Below are 22,272 nucleotides of genomic sequence, written 5' to 3'. Positions count from 1 at the left end.
CCCCTCCGCCGGCACGTCAGACCCCTCCGCCGGCACGTCGGGGCCCGCCCCCGGCCCGTCACGGCCCACGGGACCGGCACGGACCACGGGACCGGGGACGACGGGCCGACGCCGCGAGGGGGACCACCTCAGCGTCTTCCTCCGCCAGCTTCCGTTCACCGCCGTCACGCTGGTGATCATCCTCGGCGTGGCGGTCTTCGAGGAGGACCTGCTCGGCGACCACTACTTCTTCGTCGCCGTGGTCCTCACGGTCGTGGCGACGGCGATGTCGCTGCTCGTGCCGTGGCTGCGGCTGCCCCGCTGGGCCGCCGCCGTCGTCCCGGTCATGGACATCTGCGCCGTCGGCTTCGCCCAGACGGCCGGCTTCTCCTCCTACGTCCTCATCCTCCTGCCCGCGCTGTGGATGGCCACCGCCTACGGCGGGTACGGGGTGGCGGTCGCCGTCGTCCTCGGTTCGGCCGCCGCCTGGGGGCCGGAGATCCTCACGCCGATCGCACCGACGATCGAGGACATCAACCGTCAGATCCTCGGTCCGGCCGTGCTCGTCGCGGCCGGGATCTACCTCCACCTCGCCGAGCGGCGCTCCGCCGCGCACCGGAACCTCCTGGGCCGCCAGAGCACGCTGATCGAGGAGACCCTGCACGACGCGCGCACGCAGCAGCGTCTGCTGGCGGGGATCCTCAACACGATCGACGTGGGTGTCGTCGCCATGGACGCCCACGGACGGGTGACGCACATCAACCGGGCGCACGCCCGGGTCATCGCCGGCAGGTACAAGGTCGGCGACCCCGTCGACATCCACGCCGGCGTCGACGGCTTCCGCGCCGACGGCGTGACGCCGCTCGGGCCTGACGGCTCGCCGCTGGTGCGGGCGAGCCGCGGGGAGACCATCGACCGCGAGCTGACGTTCTGGGAGGAGGCGGACGGCAGCCGCCGGGCGCTGCGGGTCTCGGCCGCCCCGCTCCTGGACGACGAGGGGGCGCTCACGGGCGCCGTCGTCGTCTACCAGGACCTCACGGCCGAGACGAACGCGCTCGCCCAGCGCGAGGACTTCGTCTCCTCCGTCTCCCACGAGCTGCGCACGCCGCTGACGTCGGTGCTGGGCTACCTCGAGCTGGCGACCGAGGAACCCGGGCTGCCCCAGCGGGCGCGGCAGCACCTGCAGGTCGTCGCACGCAACGCCGACCGGCTGCAGCGGCTCATCGCCGACCTCCTCACGGCCGCCCAGACGAAGGCGGGGGAGATCGCGATGACGGCCACGCCGGTGGACCTGCGGGACGTGGTCAGCGAGGCGGTCCACAGCCAGGCGCCTCGTGCCGAGCAGCACGCGGTGACGGTCGAGAGCCGCGCGACGACCCCGTGCGTCGTCGAGGGGGACCGGATGCGCCTGACCCAGGTGGTCGACAACATCGTCTCGAACGCGATCAAGTACTCCAACCCAGGCGGCACCGTCACCGTCTCGCTCGACGCCGACGACGAGCAGGCCCACCTGCAGGTGCGGGACACCGGCATCGGGATCTCGGCCGCCGACCAGGAGCACCTGTTCGAGCGGTTCTACCGCGCCCGGGCGGTGCGGCGCGGCGTCGTCCCGGGGACGGGGCTGGGCCTGCACATCTCCCGCCAGCTCGTCGAGGCGCACGGCGGGCGGATCATTCTGAGCAGCGCAATCGGGGAAGGCACCACCGTGGACGTGTATCTGCCGAGGGGTCGGCGATGAGCCTCGACATGACGACGCTGCTGGTCGTCTCCTCACTGGTCATCACCGTCACGAGCGTGCTGTTCATCAGCGAGGCGTGGGCGCGCAACGCCGACGAGGTGGACCGGCTGTGGTCCCTGGCCTTCGCCGCGGCGCTCACCACCGGGCTGTCCTACCTGGCCAGCGCCATCGTCCCGGCGCTGTGGTGGGCGAACGCCGTCGGGAACGCGGCGAGCGTCCTGACCACCTTCGCGATGTGGAACGGCATCCGCGTCCTCACCGGCCACAGGTCCTTCCTGGCGGTGTCGTGGGCCGCCGGCGTCCTCGCCGCGCTGGCCGTGCTCGTCGCCGGCCCCGACGGCGGTCCGTGGGCCGGCGGGGGAGTCATGCTGGCGGGCACGGCCGTCGGGGCGGTGCTCGGTGGCCTGGCCGTGCTGCGCAGCGAGGCCTGGCGCATCCGGGCCGGCGTCCTCCTCGGCGCCATCCTTCTCGCCGCGGGCCTGTTCTACGGGTTCCGGCTCGTTCTGTTCCTGGTTGCCGGGCCCGAGTACGCGGCCTTCCGGATGTACGCCGGGACGGAGGTGACCACGCTGTTCGTGGTGCTGCTCGTCACCGGGGCGGCGTTCTCGATGGTGGTGCTGCGGGGGGCGCAGGCGCGCGAGCGGCAGGACGAGACCCGGAACTTCGACGCGATGACGGGTGCCAGGACGGGTGTGTCGTTCATCCCGCGGGCCTCGGCCGTGCTGCGGGCGCACGAGGAGGCCGGGGCGGAGATCGCCCTGGTGGCGCTGACGCCGGAGGGGATCGACGAGATCGCCGTGGCGTTCGGGCGGCAGCACGCGGACCGCGCGCTGGTGGTCTGCGGCGAGCTGGCGCAGATGCTGCTGCCCAAGCGATCGCTCATGGGGCGCGACGCGATGGACGGCCGGGCCTTCCAGGTCCTGCTGCCCGGCTTCACCGCCGAGGCGGCCGCCGACTGGGCGAACGAGGTGCGCAAGGAGGTCATCGACTCCCCGCTCGACGTGCCGGGCAGCCGGCTGCGGCTCGCCGTCAGCGCCGGGGTGACGAGCGCACGCACCCACGGCTACGGGCTCGACCGCCTGTGCGACGTGTCCCGTGAGCTCTCGCGCAACGCCGTCAGCGACGGCGGGAACCGGGTGGCGATCGCGGAGCGGGCGCCGGACGAGGGTGTGCCTGACCGTGTCCTCGCGGAGTGAGAGGTCCGGACCTGAGGTTGCCCGTCAGGATCTTGCGCATTTCTTGAGGTGACACAAAGGCGGTGTGAACGGTCGATTGAGGTCGGCCCGCCAGTCTTCTTCTCGGCAGCACGGAAGACCCCGTGCCGACAGAAGAAGACCCTCACCGACAAGGACCCTCCCCCCATGGCCGTGACCACCGCTGAGAAGCCCCGCTCCCGTTCGAAGCTCACCAAGGCGCTCGTCGCCACCGGTGTGGGCGTCGCCCTGCTGGCTGGTGGGGGTGGAACCTTCGCCGCCTGGACGTCGGAGGCGACTGTGGACCCCGGATCGATCACCTCCGGGAAGCTCCAGCTGGTTCAGCCGGCGGAGGAGGGGCGTTGGAGGAGTGTCACCACCAACAAGGGTATTCAGAACATCAGCGCCTACGACATCGTTCCGGGCGAGACGCTGACCTATACGCAGAACATCCAGCTCGTTGCTGAAGGAGCTGCGCTGGAGTTTGAGCTCGACGCCAACATCGACGGCGCGAGTGGTGCTATTGACGACGATGTTGTGAGCGCGCTGGAAGAGACCGCGCAAATCACGGTGAATGGCGCGAAGTTCGATGGGCCCATGATCATGAGGCAGGGCGCCAAGAACCTTGAGGTCCAGGTGCGTATCACCCTGCCGGCTGACACGACAGAACAGGACCAGTCGTTCATCCTGAAGAAGATCACGGTGAGCGCTAGGCAAACCGCCCCTGCCGATGCCTCGCTCGACGACAACGGTGCCGTCTAACGCCGTCTGAACGTTCCTCGAGTCGAATTGACTGCGAGGAGCTTGGTCTCCTCGGGGCACCCCCCCCTTGGCCCCGAGGAGACCACCCCCTCGAGCGCCTTCCAGCTCGAGGCGCCCTCCTCGGAGCCTCCCCCTGCGGTTCCGAGGAGGGCAACAACCTTCCTACCAACTGAAAGTTCCGGGAAATGAACACCGCTCGCCTGATCAGCGTCACCGCCGCCATCGCGGCCAGTGTCGCGCTGTTCAGCCCGGGTGGTTCCTCGTATGCGGCCTGGTCCGACACGGTGGTGCTTGCGGGCACCATCTCGAGCGGGCAGCTCAGCGTCGAACCGGTTGGGACGTCGGTGGAGGTAGTTGGCGGGACCGTCGTGGTGACGGCCTCGGCGCATCTCGCAGTCCAAGGAGACGCGCTCACCGCCAAACTAGATCTGGATCTGGCCGGCTTCACGCTGGCGAACGGCACGACCCCGCCAGGAATGGTTGTAGACGTCTCCGAAACCACCGGGCGCCTCACCGCCTCGAGCGGCTCCTGGAACGTGGATCGCACGTACAACGGCGCGGTCGTCACCGCACGCATCCAGCTGCCGGTCGCCGAGGCTCGGGCCATGACCGCCCAGCCCCGCGTGATCTGGAGACTCCAGCAGTCCACTCCTGGCCAGGGCTGGTCCGCACAGGCGGTGCACGAAGTGTCATTCGCCGGTGTGCCATCGATCCCGACATTTCCCGAGCTCGGATGCCTGCCCGGCTCCTCGGAGGGCGGTTCCATCACGATCTTCTGGACCTGGGACGGCAAGGAGCCGTTGCGGTGGCAGATCCTCGAGAGGAACAGCGCCGAGAACAACTTCAAGGTGGTGCAGAGCATCACGGCGGACGGTCGGACCGTGTACACCGTGACCGTCCCGACCCAGAACGACAACTGGCTCTACTCCGTGCGGGCCGTCTACCAGGACGGCACCACCAAGGAGACGCAGTACGTGACCCGTAGCTGCGCCGTCGTGAAGTAGATCGGGACTGACATGGCGACCACTCTCCGCCGGGCCCTGAACCCGCTGCTGTGGCTCATTCTGGGCCTTCTTGCCGCCGTCGCCCTCGCCATCATCGTCGTTCCGCGGGTTCTGGGCTGGGTGCCGCTGACCGTCCTCACCGGCTCCATGGAGCCGACCATCCCCACCGGCAGCCAGGTGATCGTCGAGCCGCTGGAAGGCGACGCGGACGCCGAGCAGCTCCAGATCGGCGATGTCGTCACCTTCATGCCGTACCCGGACGACCAGACGCTCGTCACCCACCGCATCGTCAGCCGCTCGGTGAGCACCGACGGGTCCGTCTCGTTCACCACTCAGGGCGACGCGAACAACGCCGCCGACCCGTGGGAGATCACCGCCACCCAGCTGCGCGGCGAGGTGAGGTACCACGTCCCTTACGCCGGCTATGTCGCGAATGCCCTGGACGGCAACCAGAAGAGCGCCGGCATCGTCGTCGTCGCCGCCATTCTGTTCGGCTACGCCGCACTACAGTTGGTCAGTGCGGTACGCGACGCCCGTCGTCCGAAGCAGGACGTCGGTGCTGACGAAGCGGCCGCCGAGAGGGAGCTTGACCGGGACGAAGCGCCCGCCTTCGTCGCCGCCGACCCGGAGGAGCCGACGGCGGACCCGGCCGAGCTGGAAGTGGACACCGTGGACCGGACCGAGCAGGAGGTGACCCGATGAGCACCGTTCTCGACCTCGGGGCGCTGCGCGTGCTCGAGGACGACCTCGGCCACCACGCCGCCCGTGACTTCGCCGGCCGGTATCTCGCAGAGCTGCCGTCGCGCATCGCCCGTCTGCACCGGGCGGTGCGCGACGGCGACATCGAGGAGGGCTACGCGGCCGCGCTCAGCCTCAGCTCGACGTCGGGGATGGTTGGCGCCGTCGTCGTCGCCCGGCTCTCCCGCGGGTTCGCGGTCGCCGCCCGCCACGGACTCGGGTGGCCCGCCGCTCGTGCGCTGGGCGACCTCTCCGCCGCCGCCAGGGTGACGTGCACGGAGCTGGCCACCGCACTGGCTACTCCCGCCCCACCCTCCCACGTGGTCTCCCGCCTCCCGGGGTGAGGCGTCCGGTCACCCAAGATTCAGCCTGCTGGGTGCTGCCTCGTTGACATGCGCGGATGGTGTGCTTCTTCCGTAGGAGGGGAGGGGCGATGGTGCCGAACCATGCACTTCACGACATGGCCGCCGACCTCGGCGCGGACGTGGCACGAGACTTCGCGGGCCTCTACCTCGACGCACTCGAGGGCCGGGTACACCGGCTCCGGCACGCGCTCGCCCGGGCCGACACGGACGAGGCCTACACGGCTGCGGTGAGCCTGTACACGGCGAGCTGGATGGTGGGGGCGCAGGACCTCGCGGACGCGGCGCACGGCGTCGCGGAGTCCGCGCGCAGCGGTGACCTCGAGGGCGCCCGGTCCGGGCTCACGCCGGTGGAGGAGGAGATTCCCGGTTCGGTGGCCGGGATCACCCTCGCCGTCAGCGAGCTGGCGTCAGACGGTATCCGACGCCGCGCACGGTCTCGATGAACCGCGGGGACGAGGCGTCCTCGCCGAGCTTGCGACGCAGGTTGGCGAGGTGCACCTCGACGGTGCGGCGGTCCGCGTCCGCGACCTCGACCCCGGTGGAGTAGTCCTCGCCCCAGAGCCGGCGCACCAGCTCGTTCTTGGACACCACCCGGTTCGGCGACGCCAGGAGCGCCGCCAGCAGGTCGAACTCGCTGCGGGTGAGGCGGATCGGGCTGCCGTCCAGCTCCACGGTCCGGGCGTCGACGTCGAGCCGCAGCCCGCGGTGGGTGAGCACGCGGTTCGGGGCCTGCACCGGTGATGGCGGGCTCTGGCCCGCCTCCGGCGCGCTCGACGACGAGGCGGCCAACGCCGGCGAGGTCGAGGCCGGGGTGGCGAGGGTCCGCGGACGGCGCAGCATCGCCTCGATCCGGGCCCGCAGCTCGCGCGGCCGGAAGGGCTTCGTGACGTAGTCGTCCGCGCCCGCGTCCAGGCCGAGCAGCGTGTCGATCTCCTCGGCGCGGCCGGTGAGCATGACGAGATAGGTGCTGGAGAACGTGCGGAGCCGGCGGGCCACCTCGAAGCCGTCGATGTCCGGCAGCGAGATGTCCAGGGTGGTCACCAGTGGCTGGTTCACGCGGACCAGCTCGACGCCCTCCACGCCCGTCCCGGCGGAGTGCACGGCGAAACCTGCCTGCGCCAAGGTGGCCTCGAGCAGGAACCGGATGTCGGCGTCGTCCTCGATGACGACCGCCGTCCGCGGTGCGTCGTTCTGCGTCACAGTGTGAAACTAACAACATTCGCCGACATTCGGGCGGTAGCCGTCAAGAACTGGCCGGGGAAAACCGGACAAGTCAGCCACGACACCCCCGGCACGGGATGATGTGCGCACCATGCCTGACTCCTCCTGCCGCGCCCGCGACCCGTACGACGCCCCGATGTTCCCGCTGCGGACCGTGGTGCTCGGCGCGTTCGTCCCGTCGCTCATCTTCGAGATCGGCATCGGGGCGATGCTGCCGATCATCGCGCCGACGGCGGTCGGGCTCGGCGCCGGTCTCGCCCTCGCCGGGGTCCTCGCGGCCCTGCTGCCCGTGGGGCAGATCCTCGCCGACCTCCCGGCCGGGGCGCTCGCGGCCCGCATCGGCGACCGGTACGCGATGATCCTCGCCGGGTTCGTCGCCGTCCTGGCCTTCGCCGGCGCCGCGTTCGCCCCCGGCCTCGTCACCCTCGGCGTCGCGGTCCTGGCCACCGGCGCCGCGTCGGCCGTGTTCAACCTGGCGCGGCACTCGTACCTCACCGAGATCACCCCGCCGCTGCGTCGCGCCCGGGTGCTCTCCACGCTCGCCGGCGTCCACCGCATCGGGCAGTTCCTCGGCCCGTTCGTCGGCGCCCTCGTCATCCACGGCGGGGACGTGCGCAACGCGTACCTGCTCGGCGTCGCCACGGCGGCCGCCGCCACGCTCACGCTCGTGCTCGTGCGCGAGACGCCGCCGGGGGAGCGGCCCGCCGCCGGGTCGCTGCGGGCCCGGGCCGCCGCTCGACGGGCGGCGCGCCGGGCCGGCGGCCTGGGGCCGCGGATGGGCCAGGTGCTGCGCGAGCACCGGCGGGTCTTCACCACGCTCGGCACCGCCGTGCTGCTGGTCGGCGCCGTGCGCGGGGCGAGGCAGACCGTCCTGCCGCTGTGGGGCGAGCACCTGGGGCTCGACCCGTCCACGACCTCGCTGATCTTCGGCATCGCCGGGGCGGTGGACATGCTGCTCTTCTACCCGGCGGGCAAGGTCATGGACCGCCTCGGCCGGCTGTGGATCGGCGTGCCGTCGATGATCGTCATGGGCGCGGCCATGATCGCGCTGCCCTTCACCGGGTCGGTCGCCAGCATGTCCGTCGCCGCGGCCTTCATGGGCCTGGGGAACGGCATGAGCTCGGGCATCCTCATGACCCTCGGCTCCGACGTGGCGCCGAAGGAGGGCCGGGCGCAGTTCCTCGGCATGTGGCGTGTGCTCCAGGACTCCGGCGGGGCGCTCGGCCCGCTGATCGCGTCCGCCGGCGCGGCGCTCGGCTCGCTCGCCGCGGGCATCTGGGTCACCGGTGCGCTCGGTGGTGCGGCTGCGGGCGCCCTGGCCCGCTGGGTGCCGCGCTGGTCGGTGCACGCCAACCGCACGACCCGGCGCCGGGCTGGTCTCATCTCCTGACTTGCCCCTCCTGGCGAACCGTCACCTTCCGAGGGGGCCGTCCCCATTCCTCGGGCGGCCAGCGATCTCGGTGCACGTTCCTTCGTCCGGTGCCCGTTGCACCACGCACCGAACGCAGGAACGCGCACCAAGAATCGTTGAGGCACGGAGGCACGGAGGCGCGGAGGCGCGGAGGCGCGGAGGCGCGGAGGCGCGGAGGCGCGGAGGCACGGAGGCGCGGAGGCATGGAGGCACTGAGGTGCCCTGGCGTCAGCTGCCGACCGCGTCAGAACGGTGACTCCGCCACCAGGTCCCCGTAGTACCGGTTCCCGTTCGGGCGGGCCGGGTCGCCCGCGAACCCGTGGTCGGGGTGGTCCCGGTTGTACGCCGCGACGAGGTCGCGGAACCGCGTGGTCGTGGCGACGCCGTCGCCGCGCGGGCACTGCCCGCCCTGCAGGCACAGCGCGAGCGTGCCCGCCGCCACCGGACTGGCGAAGCTCGTCCCCGAGCGGGCCGCGGAGTACGCGCCGCCGGGCGAGGTCGAGGTGATGCAGGCTCCGGGGGCGGCGACGGTGTGCTGCCGGTCCCCTCCGGAGACGGCGAAGTTGGAGAAGGGGGCTGCGGCGTCGTCGGTCATCGCGATGGTCGACGGCGGGCAGGCGTCCGGGCCCGCCCCGCCGGGGCTCCCGTCCGTGTCGGCGGCGGCCGTCACCGCGAGCACCTGGTCGTAGGAGGCCGGGATGTCGAGCGCGAGGTCGTGTGAGGCGTTGCCGGCGGCGACGACGTAAGCCACCCCGGCGCGCACCGAGCCGCAGATCGCCGCGTGGAGCGGGTCCTTGGACACCCGCCCGCACTTGCCGTCGTCCTTGCCGGAGCCCGCGATGCTGATGTTCGCGAGGGCGATGTCGTTGCCCCGGTCCGCATCGGTGCGGGTGGAGGTCACCCAGTCGACGGCGCAGACCAGGCTGGAGATCGTGATGCGGCCGTTGGCGTCGGCCACCCGGACGGACCACACGGGGGCACCGGGCGCGGTGCCGACCACGCCGAAGCCGTTGTCGCGGGCGGCGACCACGCCGGCCACGAGCGTGCCGTGGCCGAGCTGGTCGGTCAGGCTCGCGCCCGGGACGGCGGCGCTGCCGCTGGAGCAGTCGACCCCGCCGCGGACGTTGAGGTCCGGGTGCGCCCGGTCGACGCCGGAGTCGATCACGGCGATGTTGACGCCGACCGCCCCGGCGCCGTTCCCGGCGAGGGTGGACGACGACGGCCCGCCGATCCGCCTGACCTGGTTCCCCACGAGCTGGGCGGCGGCGGTGGCCTCCTCGGCCGGCTCCAGCGTGGCCACGACGCGGTCCTCGGCCACGAACTCCACGGCCGGGTCGGCCTCGAGGCTCGCGGCCTCGGCGGGGGTCATGGAGGCGGTGTACCCCTCGACCGCCTCCTCGTAGGTCTGCTCGGCATCGTGGCGCTCCGCCTCCGAGACCACGGCGTCGTCGCTCGTCCCGTCACTCATGACGACGACGTAGGTGGACTCCTCGCCGCCCGCCGGCCCGGCGCCCGGCGGGGTGGAGGCTGCGCCGTCGGCGGGGGAGGCGAACGCCGCGGGCGCCATCACGACCGCGAGCAGCGCCGGGACGGCCGCGAGCGCGCGGCGGAGGTGAGAGGTACGCACCACGGCGTGCTCCTTCGCTCGTCGTTGGGTTCCCCTCGACGGTAAGGAGCGGGCTGCGGGCCCCACAACCCTGTCGAGCCCCCTCTTGCGCCGGCCCCCGGAGCGGGGGCGAGGGGACGAGCCTCGCCGCGCGCCCCGGGGGAGGGGTCGTGCCCGGGGACCCGGGTGTCGAGGCGCGCCACCGGGAGACGTCCAGGGCGGCCTCGTCCGGCTGCGCGGCGCCGTCGCCGCCCGTCAGCGAGCGTCAGAGTCGCAGGACTCCCCTCACCCCCTAACGGCGCGGAGCCCTGGAGCCCCATCGCCCTGTTTCGGGCCAGGGGCGAGAAGGGCCGATCACCCGCCGATCACCGGCCCGACGGCTGCCCGGGTCGCGGGCCACCTGATGCAGTGGTCCGCAGACTTGTCGGGACTACCGTCGGGAGCGTCGATGCTCAAGCGCGTGTCACGCAGGCCAGCCAGGGTCGCTGCCCCGCAAGGGGTCGGGAGCGCACCGATGGACCGCATCCTGAGGACGGCGGCGACGACGCTGAGGTCGGTCCCCGCCGCCGCGGGCCGCGGACCCGGCGCGGCGGTCGCCACGCACCGGCCCACCACCGGCACCAGGTCGGCGTGGCTGTGGATGTGGCCCGCGCTCGCCCCGGAACCCAGCGGAGCCTGGGACCGGAGGTACCGGGCCGCGCTCGCGGTCACCGACTTCGTCCTGGTGGTGCTGGCCCTGCGCATCGCCGCGTTCACCCGCTTCGGCACCGAGCCCCACGAACTTGCGGTGGGCTCCCAGTACCTCGGGTACGGGGCCGTCAGCGGGTTGATCGCCGTCGTCTGGTTCGTCTCGCTGACCGCCTTCGACAGCCGCAAGCGCCGCGTCCTCGGCGCCGGCCTCGAGGAGTACCGCCGGGTGCTGGTCGCCACGCTGGCGGCGTTCGGCGCGATCGCGATCGTCTCCTACCTCGGCCCGGTGCCGCTCTCCCGCGGGTACTTCGTCGTCGCGCTCCCGGCCGGGCTCGGCCTCATCCTCGCGGGGCGGCTGACCTGGCGCACCGCGCTGTCCCGGGTGCGCAAGCGCGGCCGGGCGCTGACCGGCACCGTGGTCGTGGGCGACGCCGACGAGGTGGCCTGCGCCGTCGCGGAGATGCGCAAGCACCCCGACGCCGGGTACCGGCCGGTGGCGGTCTCCCTCACCGGGTCGGAGGTCGGCGGCTCGACCGGCACGCCGCCCGTGCCGGAGCTGCCGCGCGTCTCCCTCGACGAGCTGCGGCTCGCCGCCCACGACCCCCGGCTCGGCGCGGTGCTCATCGCCGGCAAGATGCCGTCCGCCGAGATCAAGCAGCTCGCGTGGGAGCTCGAGGAGGGCGCCGCGGAGCTGCTGCTCGTCTCCCAGCTCACCGACGTCGCGGGGCCGCGCATCCACCACAGCCCGGTGGACGGGCTGCCGGTGGTCCACGTCGACCTCCCGCGATTCTCCGGCCTCGCGCACCTGGTCAAGCGCAGCATGGACATCGCCTTCGCCTCGATCGCCCTGGTCCTGCTCGCCCCGCTGTACGCCGCCGTCGCCATCGCGATCAAGCTCGACGACGGCGGTCCGGTCTTCTTCCGTCAGGAACGGGTGGGGCAGAACGGCCGGCCGTTCATGATGCACAAGTTCCGCTCGATGGCGGTGGACGCCGAGGCCCGCCTCGCGGAGCTGCGGGCGAGGAACGAGGCCGACGGCGTGCTGTTCAAGCTCACCGACGACCCTCGCGTCACCCGGGTGGGCAAGTTCCTGCGCCAGCACTCCCTGGACGAGTTCCCCCAGTTCTGGGACGTGCTGCGCGGCCGGATGAGCGTGGTGGGACCGCGGCCGCCGCTGGCCAGCGAGGTCGCGCAGTACGAACGGCACGTGCACCGCCGGCTCCTGATCAAGCCGGGCGTGACGGGGCTGTGGCAGGTCTCCGGCCGCTCCGACCTCTCGTGGGACGAGAGCGTGCGGCTCGACCTCAGCTACGTGGAGAACTGGTCCGTCAGCGGGGACCTGATCCTCATCATGAAGACCGTGCGGGAGGTCTTCCGGGCCGACGGCGCGTACTGAACCGCGGTACGGGCAGTCCGCAGTCCGCGGCCCGCGGGAAGCGGGAAGATGGCGACGTGCCCTCCTACCGCGTGCGTCTGACCGTCGGCCTGCTCCATCCCGGCGTCCGGCCGGAACGGCTCCTGCCCGAGGCGGCCGACGCCGCCGCCCGCACCACCACGGTGGAGGCGAGGGACGTCGGCATCGTCGGAGGGCGGCCGCAGATCACTGTGCGCTTCACCGCGGCCGACGACGGCGAGGCGCGTCAGGTGGCCGCGCGCGTGCACGAGGCCGCACGCGACCTGGCCCAGGTGGGCGGGCCCGTGCTCACCCAGCGGGTGGGCGGTCGGTGGCGCGACCTGTAGGGCGCGCACCGAGGGAAGTGCGCAGCTCGCCGGTCCCCTCCCCCGAGTGGGGGCCGGCGAGCCACGACATCCGTGGGCTGCGCTCAGGCAGCGAGGGCCTTACGACCCAGCAGCACCGTGCCGCCGGCGAGGAGCAGGACCGAGAGCGAGACCGTTCCACCTACCCCGACTCCCGTGTCGGAGAGGGAGTCGCGCTCGCCGTCGTGCGGCAGCGGTGCCCGTGCCGCCGTCGACCCCTCCGCCTGGACGGGACCGGACGCGCCGCCCAGGGCCGCGGCGATGCCGGGCGCGGTGCCGACTCCGAAGCCGGCACCGAACCGGATGTCCGCATCGACGCCGGAGATTTCAGGGTCGATGCCCTCGGCCGTGGGCAGAACGCCTGAGGCGCCCTCGTCCGAGGGCTCAGCGGGCTCCGCCGGTACCTCCGGAGTGGAGGGCTCGTCCGGCACGACCGGCGGCACTGAGGGGACGGTCGGGCCCGCCGGCGCGTCCTCGACCGTGGTGGCGTCGCCGAGGACGCTGACGGCGTTGCCGCCGACGGTGACAGGGGCGGTGATGGGCGCGACGACGGTGGCGTCGGTCAGGACGTCGCCGACCAGGGCGCCGTCGTTTTCGGTGCTGTCCGTGCTGTCCGTGACGGTGACACCGCCCGGGGTCGCGCCGGGTGCGGAGCCGCTCGACCCGGTGGTGGCGTCGCCGATCACGCTGAGTGCCAGCCCCTCCACGGTCACCGGCGCCGTCACGGGTGCGACGACCGTGATGTCGTCGGCGATGTCCCCAACGAGGCCGTCTCTACGAGCGCCCTCGTCCGGGCCGGTGTCCGTGACCGTGACGTCAGGAGCGCCGGTGGTACGCGCGCCGGCGCACTCGGCGTCCGCATCACCCACCACTGCCACCGACGTGCACCCCACGGTCACGGGTGCGGTGACGGGGGCGACGACGGTGAGGTCGTCGGCGATGTCACCGACCAGTCCGCCGTGGGACGTGTCCTCGCTGGACGTGTCGGTGACGCTGACGTCGGCAGGTGCCGGCGCCGGGGCCGGTGAGCTGGTGCTCGTGCTGGCGTCGCCGAGGACGCCGACTGCGACGCCGTCGACGGTCACGGGTGCGGTGACGGGGGCGACGACCGTGACGTCGTCGACGACGTCCCCGACCAGCCCGCTGTGGGACGTGTCCTCGCTGGACGTGTCGGTGACGGTGACGTCGGCAGGCGCCGGGGCCGGTGAGCTGGTGCTCGTGCTGGCGTCGCCGAGGACGCTGACCGCGACGCCGTCGACGGTCACAGGTGCGGTGACGGGAGCGACGACGGTGAGGTCGTCGGCGATGTCGCCGACCAGCCCGCCGTCGTGGGTTGCGGCGTTGGCCGCTGCGGTTCCGGCGGCGAGCAGGCCGCCGGTGAGGAGCGCCGTGTGGAGCGCTCGTCGAGCGTAGACATGCATGGAAGTCCTCCTGGCTGATGGGTTCGTGCGCCCCGAAGAGCGCGGGTCCGCATGGCGGCAGCTCGCCGCCCGGACCGCCATCAGTCAGGAGCGACGGCCACCTCGAGGAGGACCTCGAGAGAGGTCGACGGCGGGACCGCGCCCGAGGAGAAGCTCAGGTCGTTCCGGGGCGCAGCGAAGCCACCGGCGAGGTCGGCGTCCGTGCCACCCGGCGAGTTGTTGCCCGTCGACGTGGTCGACGTCGCAGGGCTCGGAAGCGCCGCGAGGAGCGGTCCGGAGGGGACGCCGCTCGAGGGATGAGTCGTGGCACCTGCGGCTCCCGACGGCTCGTGGGCCGACGGGGAGAGTGATGTGTCGAGCAGGAGGGCGACATCGACGCCTGTGGCGTCGGTGCCGCGGGAGACCGCCGTGTGAGCATGCCGGACAGGCAGGGTGTCGGGCGCGGCTGCCGAGTCGGGCCGCGTCGCCGCAAGATCACCTGCTAGGGAGCCGGAAGTCCTCGCGCCGTGCCCTGTCACGTCGACGCCGGCTTCCATGACGGCGTCGACTGCCGGCATGACGGGCACAGCGCTCACCGGGTCGAGAACACCGCCGAGGAGAGGCGTCACCACACCGCCGAGGACAGGCGTCACCACCCCGTCGGCGACCGGGGCGAGGACGCCGTCGAGGACGGGCGTCACCACTGCGCCGACGAGGGGCGCCAGGACGCCGTCCGCCACCGGATCGACGATCGGCGCGTCGAGCCTTTCCCTGACCGGCTCGACGACGGGGGCGACGACGCCCTCGGTCACCGGTTCGACGACGTCCTGGAGGACCGCGCCCACCACAGGCGCGGCGGCGTCGACCACCGGCTCCGTCACCCGGGTCACCGGCTCGGCAACCTCTCGCACCACCGGTGCAACTACCTCGTCCGTGGCCGGCGCGGCCACCTCCTGCACGGCCGGCGTGACCAGCTTCTGCGCGACCGGCCCGGTCGCCCCCTGCACGACTGGCTCGGCCACCGCACGGGCTGCGGGTCTCACGGTTCCGGAGACGACCTCGCCGACCGGGGAGGGGAGCTCTCGCACCGCCGGCGCTGCGGCGTCGTCCACCGTCTCGGCGACGACGGAGGTGACGCCCCGTAGGAGCGCCTCGCCGTCGTCGTCGCCGTAGTCGTCGGCCGCGGCGGAGGTGGTGAGACCTGCGGAGAGAAGCACCGCGGCGCCGGTACCGCCGAGGGCCAGAAGGCCGCGCCGCGCCCAGCTCGCGAGGCGGTCGATGCCGTCCTCGCGTCGCTGAGCTGGGTGCGCCATGACGTCTCCTGCAGGGTGAGGTCGATCACAAGATACCGACGGTGTCCGGATCGCGCGCGGCGAGAAGGTGTCGGTGCCCGGACCGACGTCAGGCTTCCGCCCTGCGCTCGCCCCCGGGGTGACCGCGGTATTCACCCAGTCATCACCAGGCACTTCCGTCGCCCCTCCCGCTTCCTCTGTGGTCGGCTAGCTCTGTGCCGGCACCGGCCGGAAGCGTCGCCTCGCTGCGGTGTCGGTCGGCTGGACGCGGGGCGGGCGGGCACAGGGGGCTCGCCCGCCCCGCGACCCCGTGCCGCGACGCCGCCCGCCGCGACCCCGTGCTGCCGCGGAGGTGCCGCACGCTCCACGTGACCTCAACGTGACGTACCTGCGCAGGTTCCTGTCTACCCTTGGCCGCAGGAGGTCGACGTGGCAGCGCAGCCCACCCTGATCAACTCGGTCGTCCGTGCCCTGAACCTGCTCGACGCGGTCGGGTCCGCGAGCGCCCCCGTGCCCGCCAAACGCCTCGCGCACGCCGTCGGCCTCCCGCTGCCCACCACCTACCACCTGCTGCGCACCCTCGTGCACGAGGGCTACCTGGCCCGCACCCCGGACGGCTACGTCGTCGGGGACCGGGTGGACGCCCTCGCAGCGGGCGGCGCGCAGCCGCGGCGCTCGCGGCAGGTGCTCCAGCAGCTCCACGACGAGCTCGGCGCCGCCGCCTACCTCTCCGTCCTGGACGACGGCGAGATCCGCCTGGCCGAGATCGTCGACTCGCCCGCCGCGCCCCGGACCGACCTGTGGGTGGGTTTCCACGACGCCGCCCACGCCACCGCGCTCGGCAAGGCCGTCCTCGCCACGCTGCCCGAGGAGGACCGCCTCGAGTACCTGGCGTCGCACCCGCTGGTCGACCTCACCCCGCGCACGGTCACCTCGACCCGGGCGCTGCTCCAGGAGCTCGAGGGCGGCAGTGACATCGCCGTCGACCACGAGGAGTACGCGCTCGGCACGGTCTGCCTGGCGACCCCCGTGCCGGACGCCCCGATGGCTGTCGCCGTGTCCGTGCCCGTCCAGCGGGCGCCGGCCGTGCTCGCCAGGGCGGGTGCGTTGCGTCGGGCGGCCCGCCTCGTCGCGCTCGCGGGCGGGGCCTGAACGGGCACCGGCCGGCTGCGGCGCCGGCGGGCGCCCGTCAGCCCTGGACCGGCGGATCGGTCAGTTCGAGACCTCGCGCGCGAGGAGGATGTCGCGCGTGAGCTCCATGTGCCCGTGGTGCTGGACCAGCTCCTCCAGCACGTGCACCAGCGCGGCGCGGCGGGTGAACGGCCGGTCGGTGGGCATCCACGGCTTGCGCGGTCCCCCCTCGACGGCCGCGCCGAGGTCGAGGTCGGCGACGTCGTCGTGCAGCCGTGCCAGCGCCTCCCGGGACCGCGCGACGAGCGGGGCGACCGGGCCGGAGGCCGTGAACTCGGCGTCGCGGTCCCGGTGGTCCGGGCGGCCGACGACGACGGCGCCGATCCAGTACTCGATCACGCCCAGGCAGTGGTTGAGGATCGCGTAGGGCGAGTTGGCGCCCGCCAGGTCGGGGCGGTCGTTGGCGAGCTGGTCACCGAGGGAGAGCAGGATGTCGCCCATCTCCCGCACGGCTCGGTCGCAGAAGAGGAGCAGGTCGTCGGACTCGTCGCTCATGGGCACATGATGGCAGGGCCGCCGCTCCGGGGCCGAGGTCCCTACCCGGCGGGGTCCATGACGATCACCGCGCCGGACGAGGGCTCGGAGCCGGTCGCGAGGCGAGAGACCGTCACCCGCACCCGGAGCAGGCGTCCCCGCCGGTTGACCGCCTCCAGCTCGAGCCGCTCGGGCCCCGCGGAGGGGACGTCGATCTGGTGGAGCAGCGGCTGCCGCAGCCGGTCGACCGGCAGGCCGATGTCGAGGTCGGGCAGACGAGCACCGACCGCCTCGTCGCTGCGGACGCCCCACAGCTCCTCGGCGACGGAGTTCCACGCCAGGATCTGCAGGTCCTGGTCCACCACCACCACTGCGCCGACCAGGCTGTCGAGCACCGAGGCCATGAACGAGCTGAGACGGGTGATCTCGTCCTGCCCCTCACGCAGGGCCTCGTTGGTCACGTGGAGCTCGTCGTTCATCGACTGCAGCTCCTCGTTCATGGTCTCGAGCTCTTCGTTGGTGCTCTGCAGCTCCTCGTTCGTGGTCTCGAGCTCCTCGACCGTGGACTGCAGCTCCTGGTTGGTGCTCTCGAGCTCCTCGTTGCTGCTCTGCAGCTCCGTGTACGCCGTCTCCAGGTGCTGGTTGGCGCTCTCGAGCTCGCTGTGGAGCTGCCGGTAGGACGTGACGTCCTCGAAGACGACGGCGGCGCCCAGCCGGCTCGTCTCGTCGGCGAGCGGGGTGATGAGCACGTCGAACGCGCCCGGGTCTGCCGGGGCCACCTCCCAGCGCACGTCCCGGAGGTGGACGGGGCGCTGCGTGTCGATCACCGCCGCGACGCGCCCCTGCAGACCCTCCGGACGGAGGGCGAGCTGCAGATCCTCGAGCGGCCGTCCGAGGTCGGCCGTGCTGATGCCCAGCAGCTGGGACGCTCGCCGGTTGGCGAGCACGAGGTGGCCCGCGACGTCCACGAGCAGAGTCGCGGGCGCCATCGCCATCAGGGCCGCGCTGCGTGCCCGCGTGAGCTCCGGGGGGTCGGTGACGGGCTGCTGCGCTGCCGGGGGGAGGACGAAACGGCGGTCGCGCCCGGCGTCGGCCACCTTGCGGAAGATCCGTCGGCGCAGGTCGACGGGGCGGAACCGGGTGGCGTGGTTGAGCAGCATCTCGGCCTTGCCGAGCATGAGGAGACCGTCGGGCTTCAGCGCGAAGTGGAACCTGTTGAGGATCTGCCCCTGCGTCTCAGCGTTGAAGTACATCAACGTGTTGCGGCACGTCAGGATGTCGACGTGCGAGATCGGCGCGTCCCGCACCAGGTCGTTGCGGCCGAAGATCACCACCCGCCGCAGCTCCTTGCGGACCGTGAACCGCTCGCCGACCGGCTCGAGGTACTTCTCCCGCATGTGCGTCGGGACGGCGTGGACGTCCTTCGCCGTGTACGTCGCGAGCCGCGCGTGGGCGAGGGCCTCCTCGTCGACGTCGGTCGCGTAGATCTTGACCCGCTCGCGCACCGCGGCCAGGCCCATCGCCTCGGCGAGCACCATCGCCAGCGAGTACGCCTCCGCCCCGGACGCGCAGCCGGCACACCACAGGCGCAGGTCCTGGTCGTCCCGCCGCGCCAGCAGGTCGGGGACGACGGACCTCGCCAGGTACTCCCACGCCTCGGGGTCGCGGAAGAAACCCGTGACGTTGATGAGGATGGTGTTGAACAGGGCGGTGAACTCGCCGGGGTGGAGCAGCAGGTGGTCGTGGTACTGCTCGAAGTCGGTGAGGCCGACCGACTCCATGCGTCGCCGGACCCTCCGGACGAGGCTGCTGCGCTTGTAGCCGGTGAAGTCGAACCCGCGCTCCTCCTTCAGGTACTGCACGAGCGACTCGAAGTCCGGGTCCGTCCCGTTGGAGGCGGCGTCGTCGTCGGGCCTGCCCGCCGGACGAGACGGCTCCTGACCGGCCGTGGGCACAGGCCCTGCGGTCCCGTCAGTTCTCCCGTTCACGTCTCGACCCGCCCTCCTGCCCGGTCACGGTCCCGTGGGCGGTGATCTGGTCGATCAGGTCACGCAACGTGGCGGCGGCGCGCAGCACGTCGTCGGTCTCGGCGCCGAGGGCCTCCGACGTCAGGGGTCTGCCCTGGCTCACCGCCTGCTGCCCGAGCCGGCGCGTGAGCGTGGCCTTCTCCTCCAGCGACCTGAGGGCCATCCAGAGCGCACCCTGCAGCGTGGCGGTCTGCTGCGCGGCGAGGCTCGCGACGGACCAGGCGTGACCCACGCGGCACCGGAACCGCAGCAGCCCGCTCTCGACGATCTCGTACAGCGGACCCTGACAGTCGGGGCAGGTGTAGTCCGACGGCATCCCGGGTCGGTCACCGCCGTTGTCGATCGCCTCGAGGTCGAACTCGGCCACCAGCGCCTCGTTCCGCATGCGATCGGGCGGCGGCGTCGGCACGTCGGTGACCTCCTCGAGGACGATGCGGCTCAGGAGGGCGGGGATCATCGCGGCCGGGACGACCCGGTCCACCTCGACGGCCTGCATGGCGGCGCTCGGCATGGACTCGTGCAGCGCCTCGCCAGGGTCCTGGCAGATGCCGACGCCGCCGCGCGACTTCACCGCGACCATGCCCGCGGCGCCGTCGTCCAGGGCGCCCGAGAGGACGACGGCGACCACCCGGGGACCGAGGGCGGCCGCGGCGGAGCGGAAGAGCACGTCGACGGCGGGCCGGTGACCGTTCTCCCGCGGGCCGCGCGAGAGGGTGACGGCGTCGTCGTAGACGATGAGGTGCTGGTCGGGTGCGGCGACGAGAATCTGCCCGTGCCGGAGCCTGTCGCCCTCGACGGCGTGCCGTGCGGGCAGGGGACCGGCGCGGTCGAGGATGCGGGGCAGCGCGCTGGTACCCGTGGAGGGCACGTGCAGCACGACGACCACGGTGGCCGGGAAGTCGGCGGGCAGGCCACCGGCGAGCTGGCGGAGGGCCTCGACCCCGCCCGCGGAGGCGCCGACGACGACGACGTCACGTCTGGCCACGCACTCACACCCTCTGCTCGTCCGGCCGGTGGGAGCTCGCCGGGTCGGCACCGTTCTCCGCCGTCCGCAGCCGGTCGGCCTGCTCGAGCGCGAGGTGCGCACGGGCGGCGTCGCGGTGCTGGGCGGCGCGCGCCCCGCCGTCGCGGCCGCCGAGCAGCTCGAGCATCTCTGCCGCCGTCGTGTGCGCGAGCGCGGCATGGTGGTGCGCCTCCGCCGCGTGCTCGTGCGCCTCCTCCGCAAGCACGCGGGACTCCTCGGCGTGGCTCACCGCGAGGTCGACATCCTCCGGGGTGACCGGTCCGCCGGTGGTCAGCCTTGACCGGAGCGCGACCAGCTCCCGCACCCTCTCGGCGGCCCGGGCGCGACGACGGGCAACCTCGTCGGCCCTCGCCTGCTCCACGTCACCACGGTACTCTCGGTCCTTGCCACAGTGTGGTGGTCACGGGAGCACGGCCGTGGCTGAGCATGACGGGATGCGAGGAGCCACCTGTGGTGGAGCACTCCCAGGCAGGCGGTCCGGCCGATGCCTTCGACGACCAGCTCGACGCGCTCGAGAAGCAGATCGAGGCCGTCCGGGGTGCGCTGAGTCGCGCCGACTCCGACGCCCTGCTCGCGGACCTGCAGTCCGCGCACGAGGAGCTGCGTGTCGCCGACGAGGAGATCCGGATGCAGCGTGCCGAGGTGGCACGGCTGCTGGAGAGCGTGCACACCCGGCGGTGGCAGCACGAGCGGCTGATCCAGGTGCTGCCGGTCGCCGTCGTGGTCAGCGACGCGGACGGGCTGATCCGGTCCGGAAACGCCGCCGCTGCCGAGCTCCTGCACGTCCGGGCCGAGAGCCTGCCCGGCCGCCCGCTCGTCAGTTTCGTCCTCGCCGAGGACCGCCCGAAGCTGCGCCGCCGGCTGGCGACGGCGGTACGGGAGCACGCGCCCTTCCGGCAGGTCGTCGCGCTCGTGCCCCGCGGTGGGGAGGGGGCCAGCACCGAGCTGGTGGCGAGCGTGTCGTACGACGCCGTCACGGACGTCACCGAGGTGACCTGGGTGCTGCTTCGTTCGGGCGCGCGCGAGGAGTACGGGCTCCCGGCGGTCCTGCGCCCGCCGGCGGCCGCCGCGCTGGTCGAGATGAGCAAGCTTCCGCTGCACCGCATCGGACGGGCGGCGAGCGTCGCGCGCCTGGCGGAGATCTGCGCACAGGCGCTCCGCCCGGATGCCGGGGTCAGCGTCACGGTGGGGACACCGCGCGAGCCCCAGCTCGTGGCGACCACCTCCAAGGCGGCCCAGGTCGTCGACGGCGCCCAGATGGTGGCGATGGAGGGGCCTGGCTTCGACGCCTGGGACAACCGGCGGGCGGTGCAGGTGGCCGACCTGCTCGGGCACAGCGGCTGGCGGCGCCTCACCGACCTGGCCTCCGGGTCCGGCGTGCGGTCGGTGCTCGCACTGCCGATCACGGCCGGCAACGATCCGGTGGGCGTGCTCGCCCTCTACAGCACGGAGCTGAACGGGTTCGACGGCGGGCTGCGCGACGTCGCCGAGCTGCTGGTGGCGGCCATGGCGGCGGTGCTCCACGAGATCGAGCTCAAGGCGGAGCTCGAGGACACCGCGCGGACCCTCAGCCAGGCGCTGGAGTCGCGCGCGACGATCGAGCAGGCCAAGGGCGTCATCATGGCGCAGGCCGGCGTCGACGCCGACGAGGCCTTCGCCCGGCTGGTGAAGAGGAGTCGCGACAGCAACGTGAAGCTGCGCGTGCTGGCGGCGCGGATCGTGCAGGAGGCGGCCGGGCGCCGTGCGGGGAGGACGGCGACGGAGGGCTGAGCAGGCCGCGGCCCCTCCAGGTTCAGGCGCTGCCGAACCCCCGGCGGTCGGTGCTCGGTCGGGACGGCGCCGGGCCGCCGGTGCCCCCTGCACCGACGGCCCGACCGTCCCCCCGACTCAGGCTGGCTCTAGGTCTCCGGCGCGATCTCCACCGACTCGTCGAGGTGGGTCACCTGGAGGAGGAATCGCACGAGGTCCGTGGGAGTGACGAACGTGGCGCGCAGCGGGAACGCTGCGGTGAGCGACTGGAGCGCCGCCACGCCCGCGGTGTCCATGAAGGTCACGTGGCGGGTGTCGACCTCGACGGGCAGCCCGGACGCGACGGCCTCGCCCACGGCCGCGTCGACGTCCGCGGCGCAGAGCTGGTCGATCGGCCCGGAGAGCACCAGCCGCACCGCGCCCTCGGTGGTCAGGAGCGCGACAGCGCCCGCCTCGTGCCGCGATCGCGCGGTCTGTCCGGTGGGCATCATCGACGTCGTCACCTCGCCTGTGCGGCCCCCCTCGGAGGACCCCGCACCTCGGTCCCTGGCCGCTGTGCTGGAGCCTCGGGACGACGTTCCGTCTCCGTCGAGTGTGCACGCGCGCACCGGCAGTTGTCGACGGGCAAAGCGCCCACGCGTGCCGCTATC

At 72.9% G+C, this 22,272-nt stretch carries 21 protein-coding genes; 12 read left to right on the top strand and 9 right to left on the bottom strand.

The genetic code is table 11. The annotated features are described in order from the left end of the window. Positions 1-172: 172 nt before the first annotated feature. The 7 genes from ATJ97_RS07785 (at position 173) to ATJ97_RS07755 (ending at position 6,222) form a co-directional block, all read left to right on the top strand. The gene (locus ATJ97_RS07785) at positions 173-1,717 is read left to right on the top strand and encodes a sensor histidine kinase (protein ID WP_170037255.1); all 1,545 of its coding nucleotides are present in this window, start codon (positions 173-175) and stop codon (positions 1,715-1,717) included. Then, on the top strand, positions 1,714-2,913 hold the full coding sequence (locus ATJ97_RS07780; RefSeq protein ID WP_098483257.1) for a GGDEF domain-containing protein: 1,200 nt from the start codon (positions 1,714-1,716) through the stop codon (positions 2,911-2,913). Before ATJ97_RS07785 ends, ATJ97_RS07780 begins: the two co-directional genes overlap by 4 nt. A 165-nt stretch (positions 2,914-3,078) precedes the next feature. Then, complete coding sequence (locus tag ATJ97_RS07775; RefSeq protein ID WP_098483256.1) at positions 3,079-3,672, top strand: alternate-type signal peptide domain-containing protein; 594 nt, start codon at positions 3,079-3,081, stop codon at positions 3,670-3,672. A gap of 185 nt (positions 3,673-3,857) precedes the next feature. Continuing rightward, positions 3,858-4,676: a hypothetical protein gene (locus ATJ97_RS07770; protein WP_098483255.1), complete on the top strand. Its 819-nt coding sequence runs from the start codon at positions 3,858-3,860 to the stop codon at positions 4,674-4,676. A 12-nt stretch (positions 4,677-4,688) separates the two neighbouring features. Beyond that, the gene (locus tag ATJ97_RS07765) at positions 4,689-5,378 is read left to right on the top strand and encodes a signal peptidase I (RefSeq protein ID WP_098483254.1); all 690 of its coding nucleotides are present in this window, start codon (positions 4,689-4,691) and stop codon (positions 5,376-5,378) included. Then, the gene (locus ATJ97_RS07760; protein WP_098483253.1) at positions 5,375-5,758 is read left to right on the top strand and encodes a hypothetical protein; all 384 of its coding nucleotides are present in this window, start codon (positions 5,375-5,377) and stop codon (positions 5,756-5,758) included. Before ATJ97_RS07765 ends, ATJ97_RS07760 begins: the two co-directional genes overlap by 4 nt. Positions 5,759-5,847: 89 nt before the next feature. Then, on the top strand, positions 5,848-6,222 hold the full coding sequence (locus ATJ97_RS07755) for a hypothetical protein (protein WP_170037252.1): 375 nt from the start codon (positions 5,848-5,850) through the stop codon (positions 6,220-6,222). On the opposite strand, the gene ATJ97_RS07750 is transcribed toward ATJ97_RS07755, so the two are convergent. Beyond that, a complete protein-coding gene (locus ATJ97_RS07750) occupies positions 6,173-6,979 on the bottom strand; it encodes a response regulator transcription factor (RefSeq protein WP_098483251.1) in 807 nt (268 codons plus the stop codon). The two genes, ATJ97_RS07755 and ATJ97_RS07750, sit on opposite strands and share 50 nt — an antisense overlap. 112 nt (positions 6,980-7,091) lie before the next feature. Here ATJ97_RS07750 and ATJ97_RS07745 point away from each other — a divergent pair, with 112 nt between their 5' ends. Beyond that, on the top strand, positions 7,092-8,390 hold the full coding sequence (locus tag ATJ97_RS07745) for an MFS transporter (RefSeq protein WP_098485312.1): 1,299 nt from the start codon (positions 7,092-7,094) through the stop codon (positions 8,388-8,390). Between the two features lie 265 nt (positions 8,391-8,655). Here ATJ97_RS07745 and ATJ97_RS07740 read toward each other — a convergent pair whose 3' ends face one another. Continuing rightward, the gene (locus tag ATJ97_RS07740) at positions 8,656-10,041 is read right to left on the bottom strand and encodes a S8 family serine peptidase (protein ID WP_098483250.1); all 1,386 of its coding nucleotides are present in this window, start codon (positions 10,039-10,041) and stop codon (positions 8,656-8,658) included. A gap of 490 nt (positions 10,042-10,531) precedes the next feature. Between ATJ97_RS07740 and ATJ97_RS07735 the strand changes: the two genes are divergently transcribed. Then, positions 10,532-12,103, top strand: coding sequence for a sugar transferase (locus tag ATJ97_RS07735; RefSeq protein WP_170037249.1), 1,572 nt, complete (start codon positions 10,532-10,534; stop codon positions 12,101-12,103). A 56-nt stretch (positions 12,104-12,159) separates the two neighbouring features. Next, on the top strand, positions 12,160-12,447 hold the full coding sequence (locus tag ATJ97_RS07730) for a hypothetical protein (RefSeq protein ID WP_211287103.1): 288 nt from the start codon (positions 12,160-12,162) through the stop codon (positions 12,445-12,447). Positions 12,448-12,530: 83 nt separating this feature from the next. On the opposite strand, the gene ATJ97_RS07725 is transcribed toward ATJ97_RS07730, so the two are convergent. Together ATJ97_RS07725 and ATJ97_RS07720 are read right to left on the bottom strand one after the other, a co-directional pair. After that, positions 12,531-13,886 (bottom strand): hypothetical protein, encoded by a 1,356-nt coding sequence (locus ATJ97_RS07725; RefSeq protein ID WP_098483248.1) that lies wholly within the window; start codon positions 13,884-13,886, stop codon positions 12,531-12,533. A gap of 80 nt (positions 13,887-13,966) precedes the next feature. Further along, on the bottom strand, positions 13,967-15,178 hold the full coding sequence (locus ATJ97_RS07720) for a hypothetical protein (RefSeq protein WP_098483247.1): 1,212 nt from the start codon (positions 15,176-15,178) through the stop codon (positions 13,967-13,969). A gap of 408 nt (positions 15,179-15,586) precedes the next feature. Here ATJ97_RS07720 and ATJ97_RS07715 point away from each other — a divergent pair, with 408 nt between their 5' ends. Then, positions 15,587-16,309 (top strand): IclR family transcriptional regulator, encoded by a 723-nt coding sequence (locus tag ATJ97_RS07715; protein WP_098483246.1) that lies wholly within the window; start codon positions 15,587-15,589, stop codon positions 16,307-16,309. 60 nt (positions 16,310-16,369) lie between these two features. Here ATJ97_RS07715 and ATJ97_RS07710 read toward each other — a convergent pair whose 3' ends face one another. From ATJ97_RS07710 to ATJ97_RS19725, 4 genes are read right to left on the bottom strand one after another with little or no spacing between them, the layout of a single operon-like run. After that, positions 16,370-16,843: a mycothiol transferase gene (locus ATJ97_RS07710; RefSeq protein ID WP_098483245.1), complete on the bottom strand. Its 474-nt coding sequence runs from the start codon at positions 16,841-16,843 to the stop codon at positions 16,370-16,372. A gap of 41 nt (positions 16,844-16,884) precedes the next feature. Then, positions 16,885-18,777: a CheR family methyltransferase gene (locus ATJ97_RS07705; RefSeq protein ID WP_098483244.1), complete on the bottom strand. Its 1,893-nt coding sequence runs from the start codon at positions 18,775-18,777 to the stop codon at positions 16,885-16,887. Positions 18,778-18,793: 16 nt separating this feature from the next. Next, the gene (locus tag ATJ97_RS07700; protein WP_170037246.1) at positions 18,794-19,834 is read right to left on the bottom strand and encodes a chemotaxis protein CheB; all 1,041 of its coding nucleotides are present in this window, start codon (positions 19,832-19,834) and stop codon (positions 18,794-18,796) included. Between the two features lie 4 nt (positions 19,835-19,838). Then, a complete protein-coding gene (locus ATJ97_RS19725) occupies positions 19,839-20,234 on the bottom strand; it encodes a hypothetical protein (RefSeq protein WP_170037243.1) in 396 nt (131 codons plus the stop codon). Between the two features lie 89 nt (positions 20,235-20,323). On the opposite strand from ATJ97_RS19725, the gene ATJ97_RS07695 reads away from it, so the two are divergent. Then, the gene (locus tag ATJ97_RS07695) at positions 20,324-21,643 is read left to right on the top strand and encodes an ANTAR domain-containing protein (protein WP_170037240.1); all 1,320 of its coding nucleotides are present in this window, start codon (positions 20,324-20,326) and stop codon (positions 21,641-21,643) included. 128 nt (positions 21,644-21,771) lie between these two features. On the opposite strand, the gene ATJ97_RS19720 is transcribed toward ATJ97_RS07695, so the two are convergent. Further along, the gene (locus ATJ97_RS19720; RefSeq protein WP_170037237.1) at positions 21,772-22,113 is read right to left on the bottom strand and encodes an STAS domain-containing protein; all 342 of its coding nucleotides are present in this window, start codon (positions 22,111-22,113) and stop codon (positions 21,772-21,774) included. Between the last annotated feature and the right edge of the window lie 159 nt (positions 22,114-22,272).

Source organism: Georgenia soli (assembly GCF_002563695.1).
GTDB lineage: Bacteria > Actinomycetota > Actinomycetes > Actinomycetales > Actinomycetaceae > Georgenia > Georgenia soli.
The sequence above is the reverse complement of the archived record's forward strand: the minus strand, read 5'-3'. Positions and strand labels throughout refer to the sequence as shown.

What these genes read in the sequence shown, in the direction of transcription:
- ATJ97_RS07720 (WP_098483247.1), bottom strand. Translation starts at nt 15,178, where the DNA reads ATGGCGCACCCAGCTCAGCGACGCGAGGACGGCATCGACCGCCTCGCG.
- ATJ97_RS07780 (WP_098483257.1), top strand. Translation starts at nt 1,714, where the DNA reads ATGAGCCTCGACATGACGACGCTGCTGGTCGTCTCCTCACTGGTCATC.
- ATJ97_RS07755 (WP_170037252.1), top strand. Translation starts at nt 5,848, where the DNA reads ATGGTGCCGAACCATGCACTTCACGACATGGCCGCCGACCTCGGCGCG.
- ATJ97_RS07765 (WP_098483254.1), top strand. Translation starts at nt 4,689, where the DNA reads ATGGCGACCACTCTCCGCCGGGCCCTGAACCCGCTGCTGTGGCTCATT.
- ATJ97_RS07735 (WP_170037249.1), top strand. Translation starts at nt 10,532, where the DNA reads ATGGACCGCATCCTGAGGACGGCGGCGACGACGCTGAGGTCGGTCCCC.
- ATJ97_RS07760 (WP_098483253.1), top strand. Translation starts at nt 5,375, where the DNA reads ATGAGCACCGTTCTCGACCTCGGGGCGCTGCGCGTGCTCGAGGACGAC.
- ATJ97_RS07775 (WP_098483256.1), top strand. Translation starts at nt 3,079, where the DNA reads ATGGCCGTGACCACCGCTGAGAAGCCCCGCTCCCGTTCGAAGCTCACC.
- ATJ97_RS19720 (WP_170037237.1), bottom strand. Translation starts at nt 22,113, where the DNA reads ATGATGCCCACCGGACAGACCGCGCGATCGCGGCACGAGGCGGGCGCT.
- ATJ97_RS07710 (WP_098483245.1), bottom strand. Translation starts at nt 16,843, where the DNA reads ATGAGCGACGAGTCCGACGACCTGCTCCTCTTCTGCGACCGAGCCGTG.
- ATJ97_RS07745 (WP_098485312.1), top strand. Translation starts at nt 7,092, where the DNA reads ATGCCTGACTCCTCCTGCCGCGCCCGCGACCCGTACGACGCCCCGATG.
- ATJ97_RS07770 (WP_098483255.1), top strand. Translation starts at nt 3,858, where the DNA reads ATGAACACCGCTCGCCTGATCAGCGTCACCGCCGCCATCGCGGCCAGT.
- ATJ97_RS07725 (WP_098483248.1), bottom strand. Translation starts at nt 13,886, where the DNA reads ATGCATGTCTACGCTCGACGAGCGCTCCACACGGCGCTCCTCACCGGC.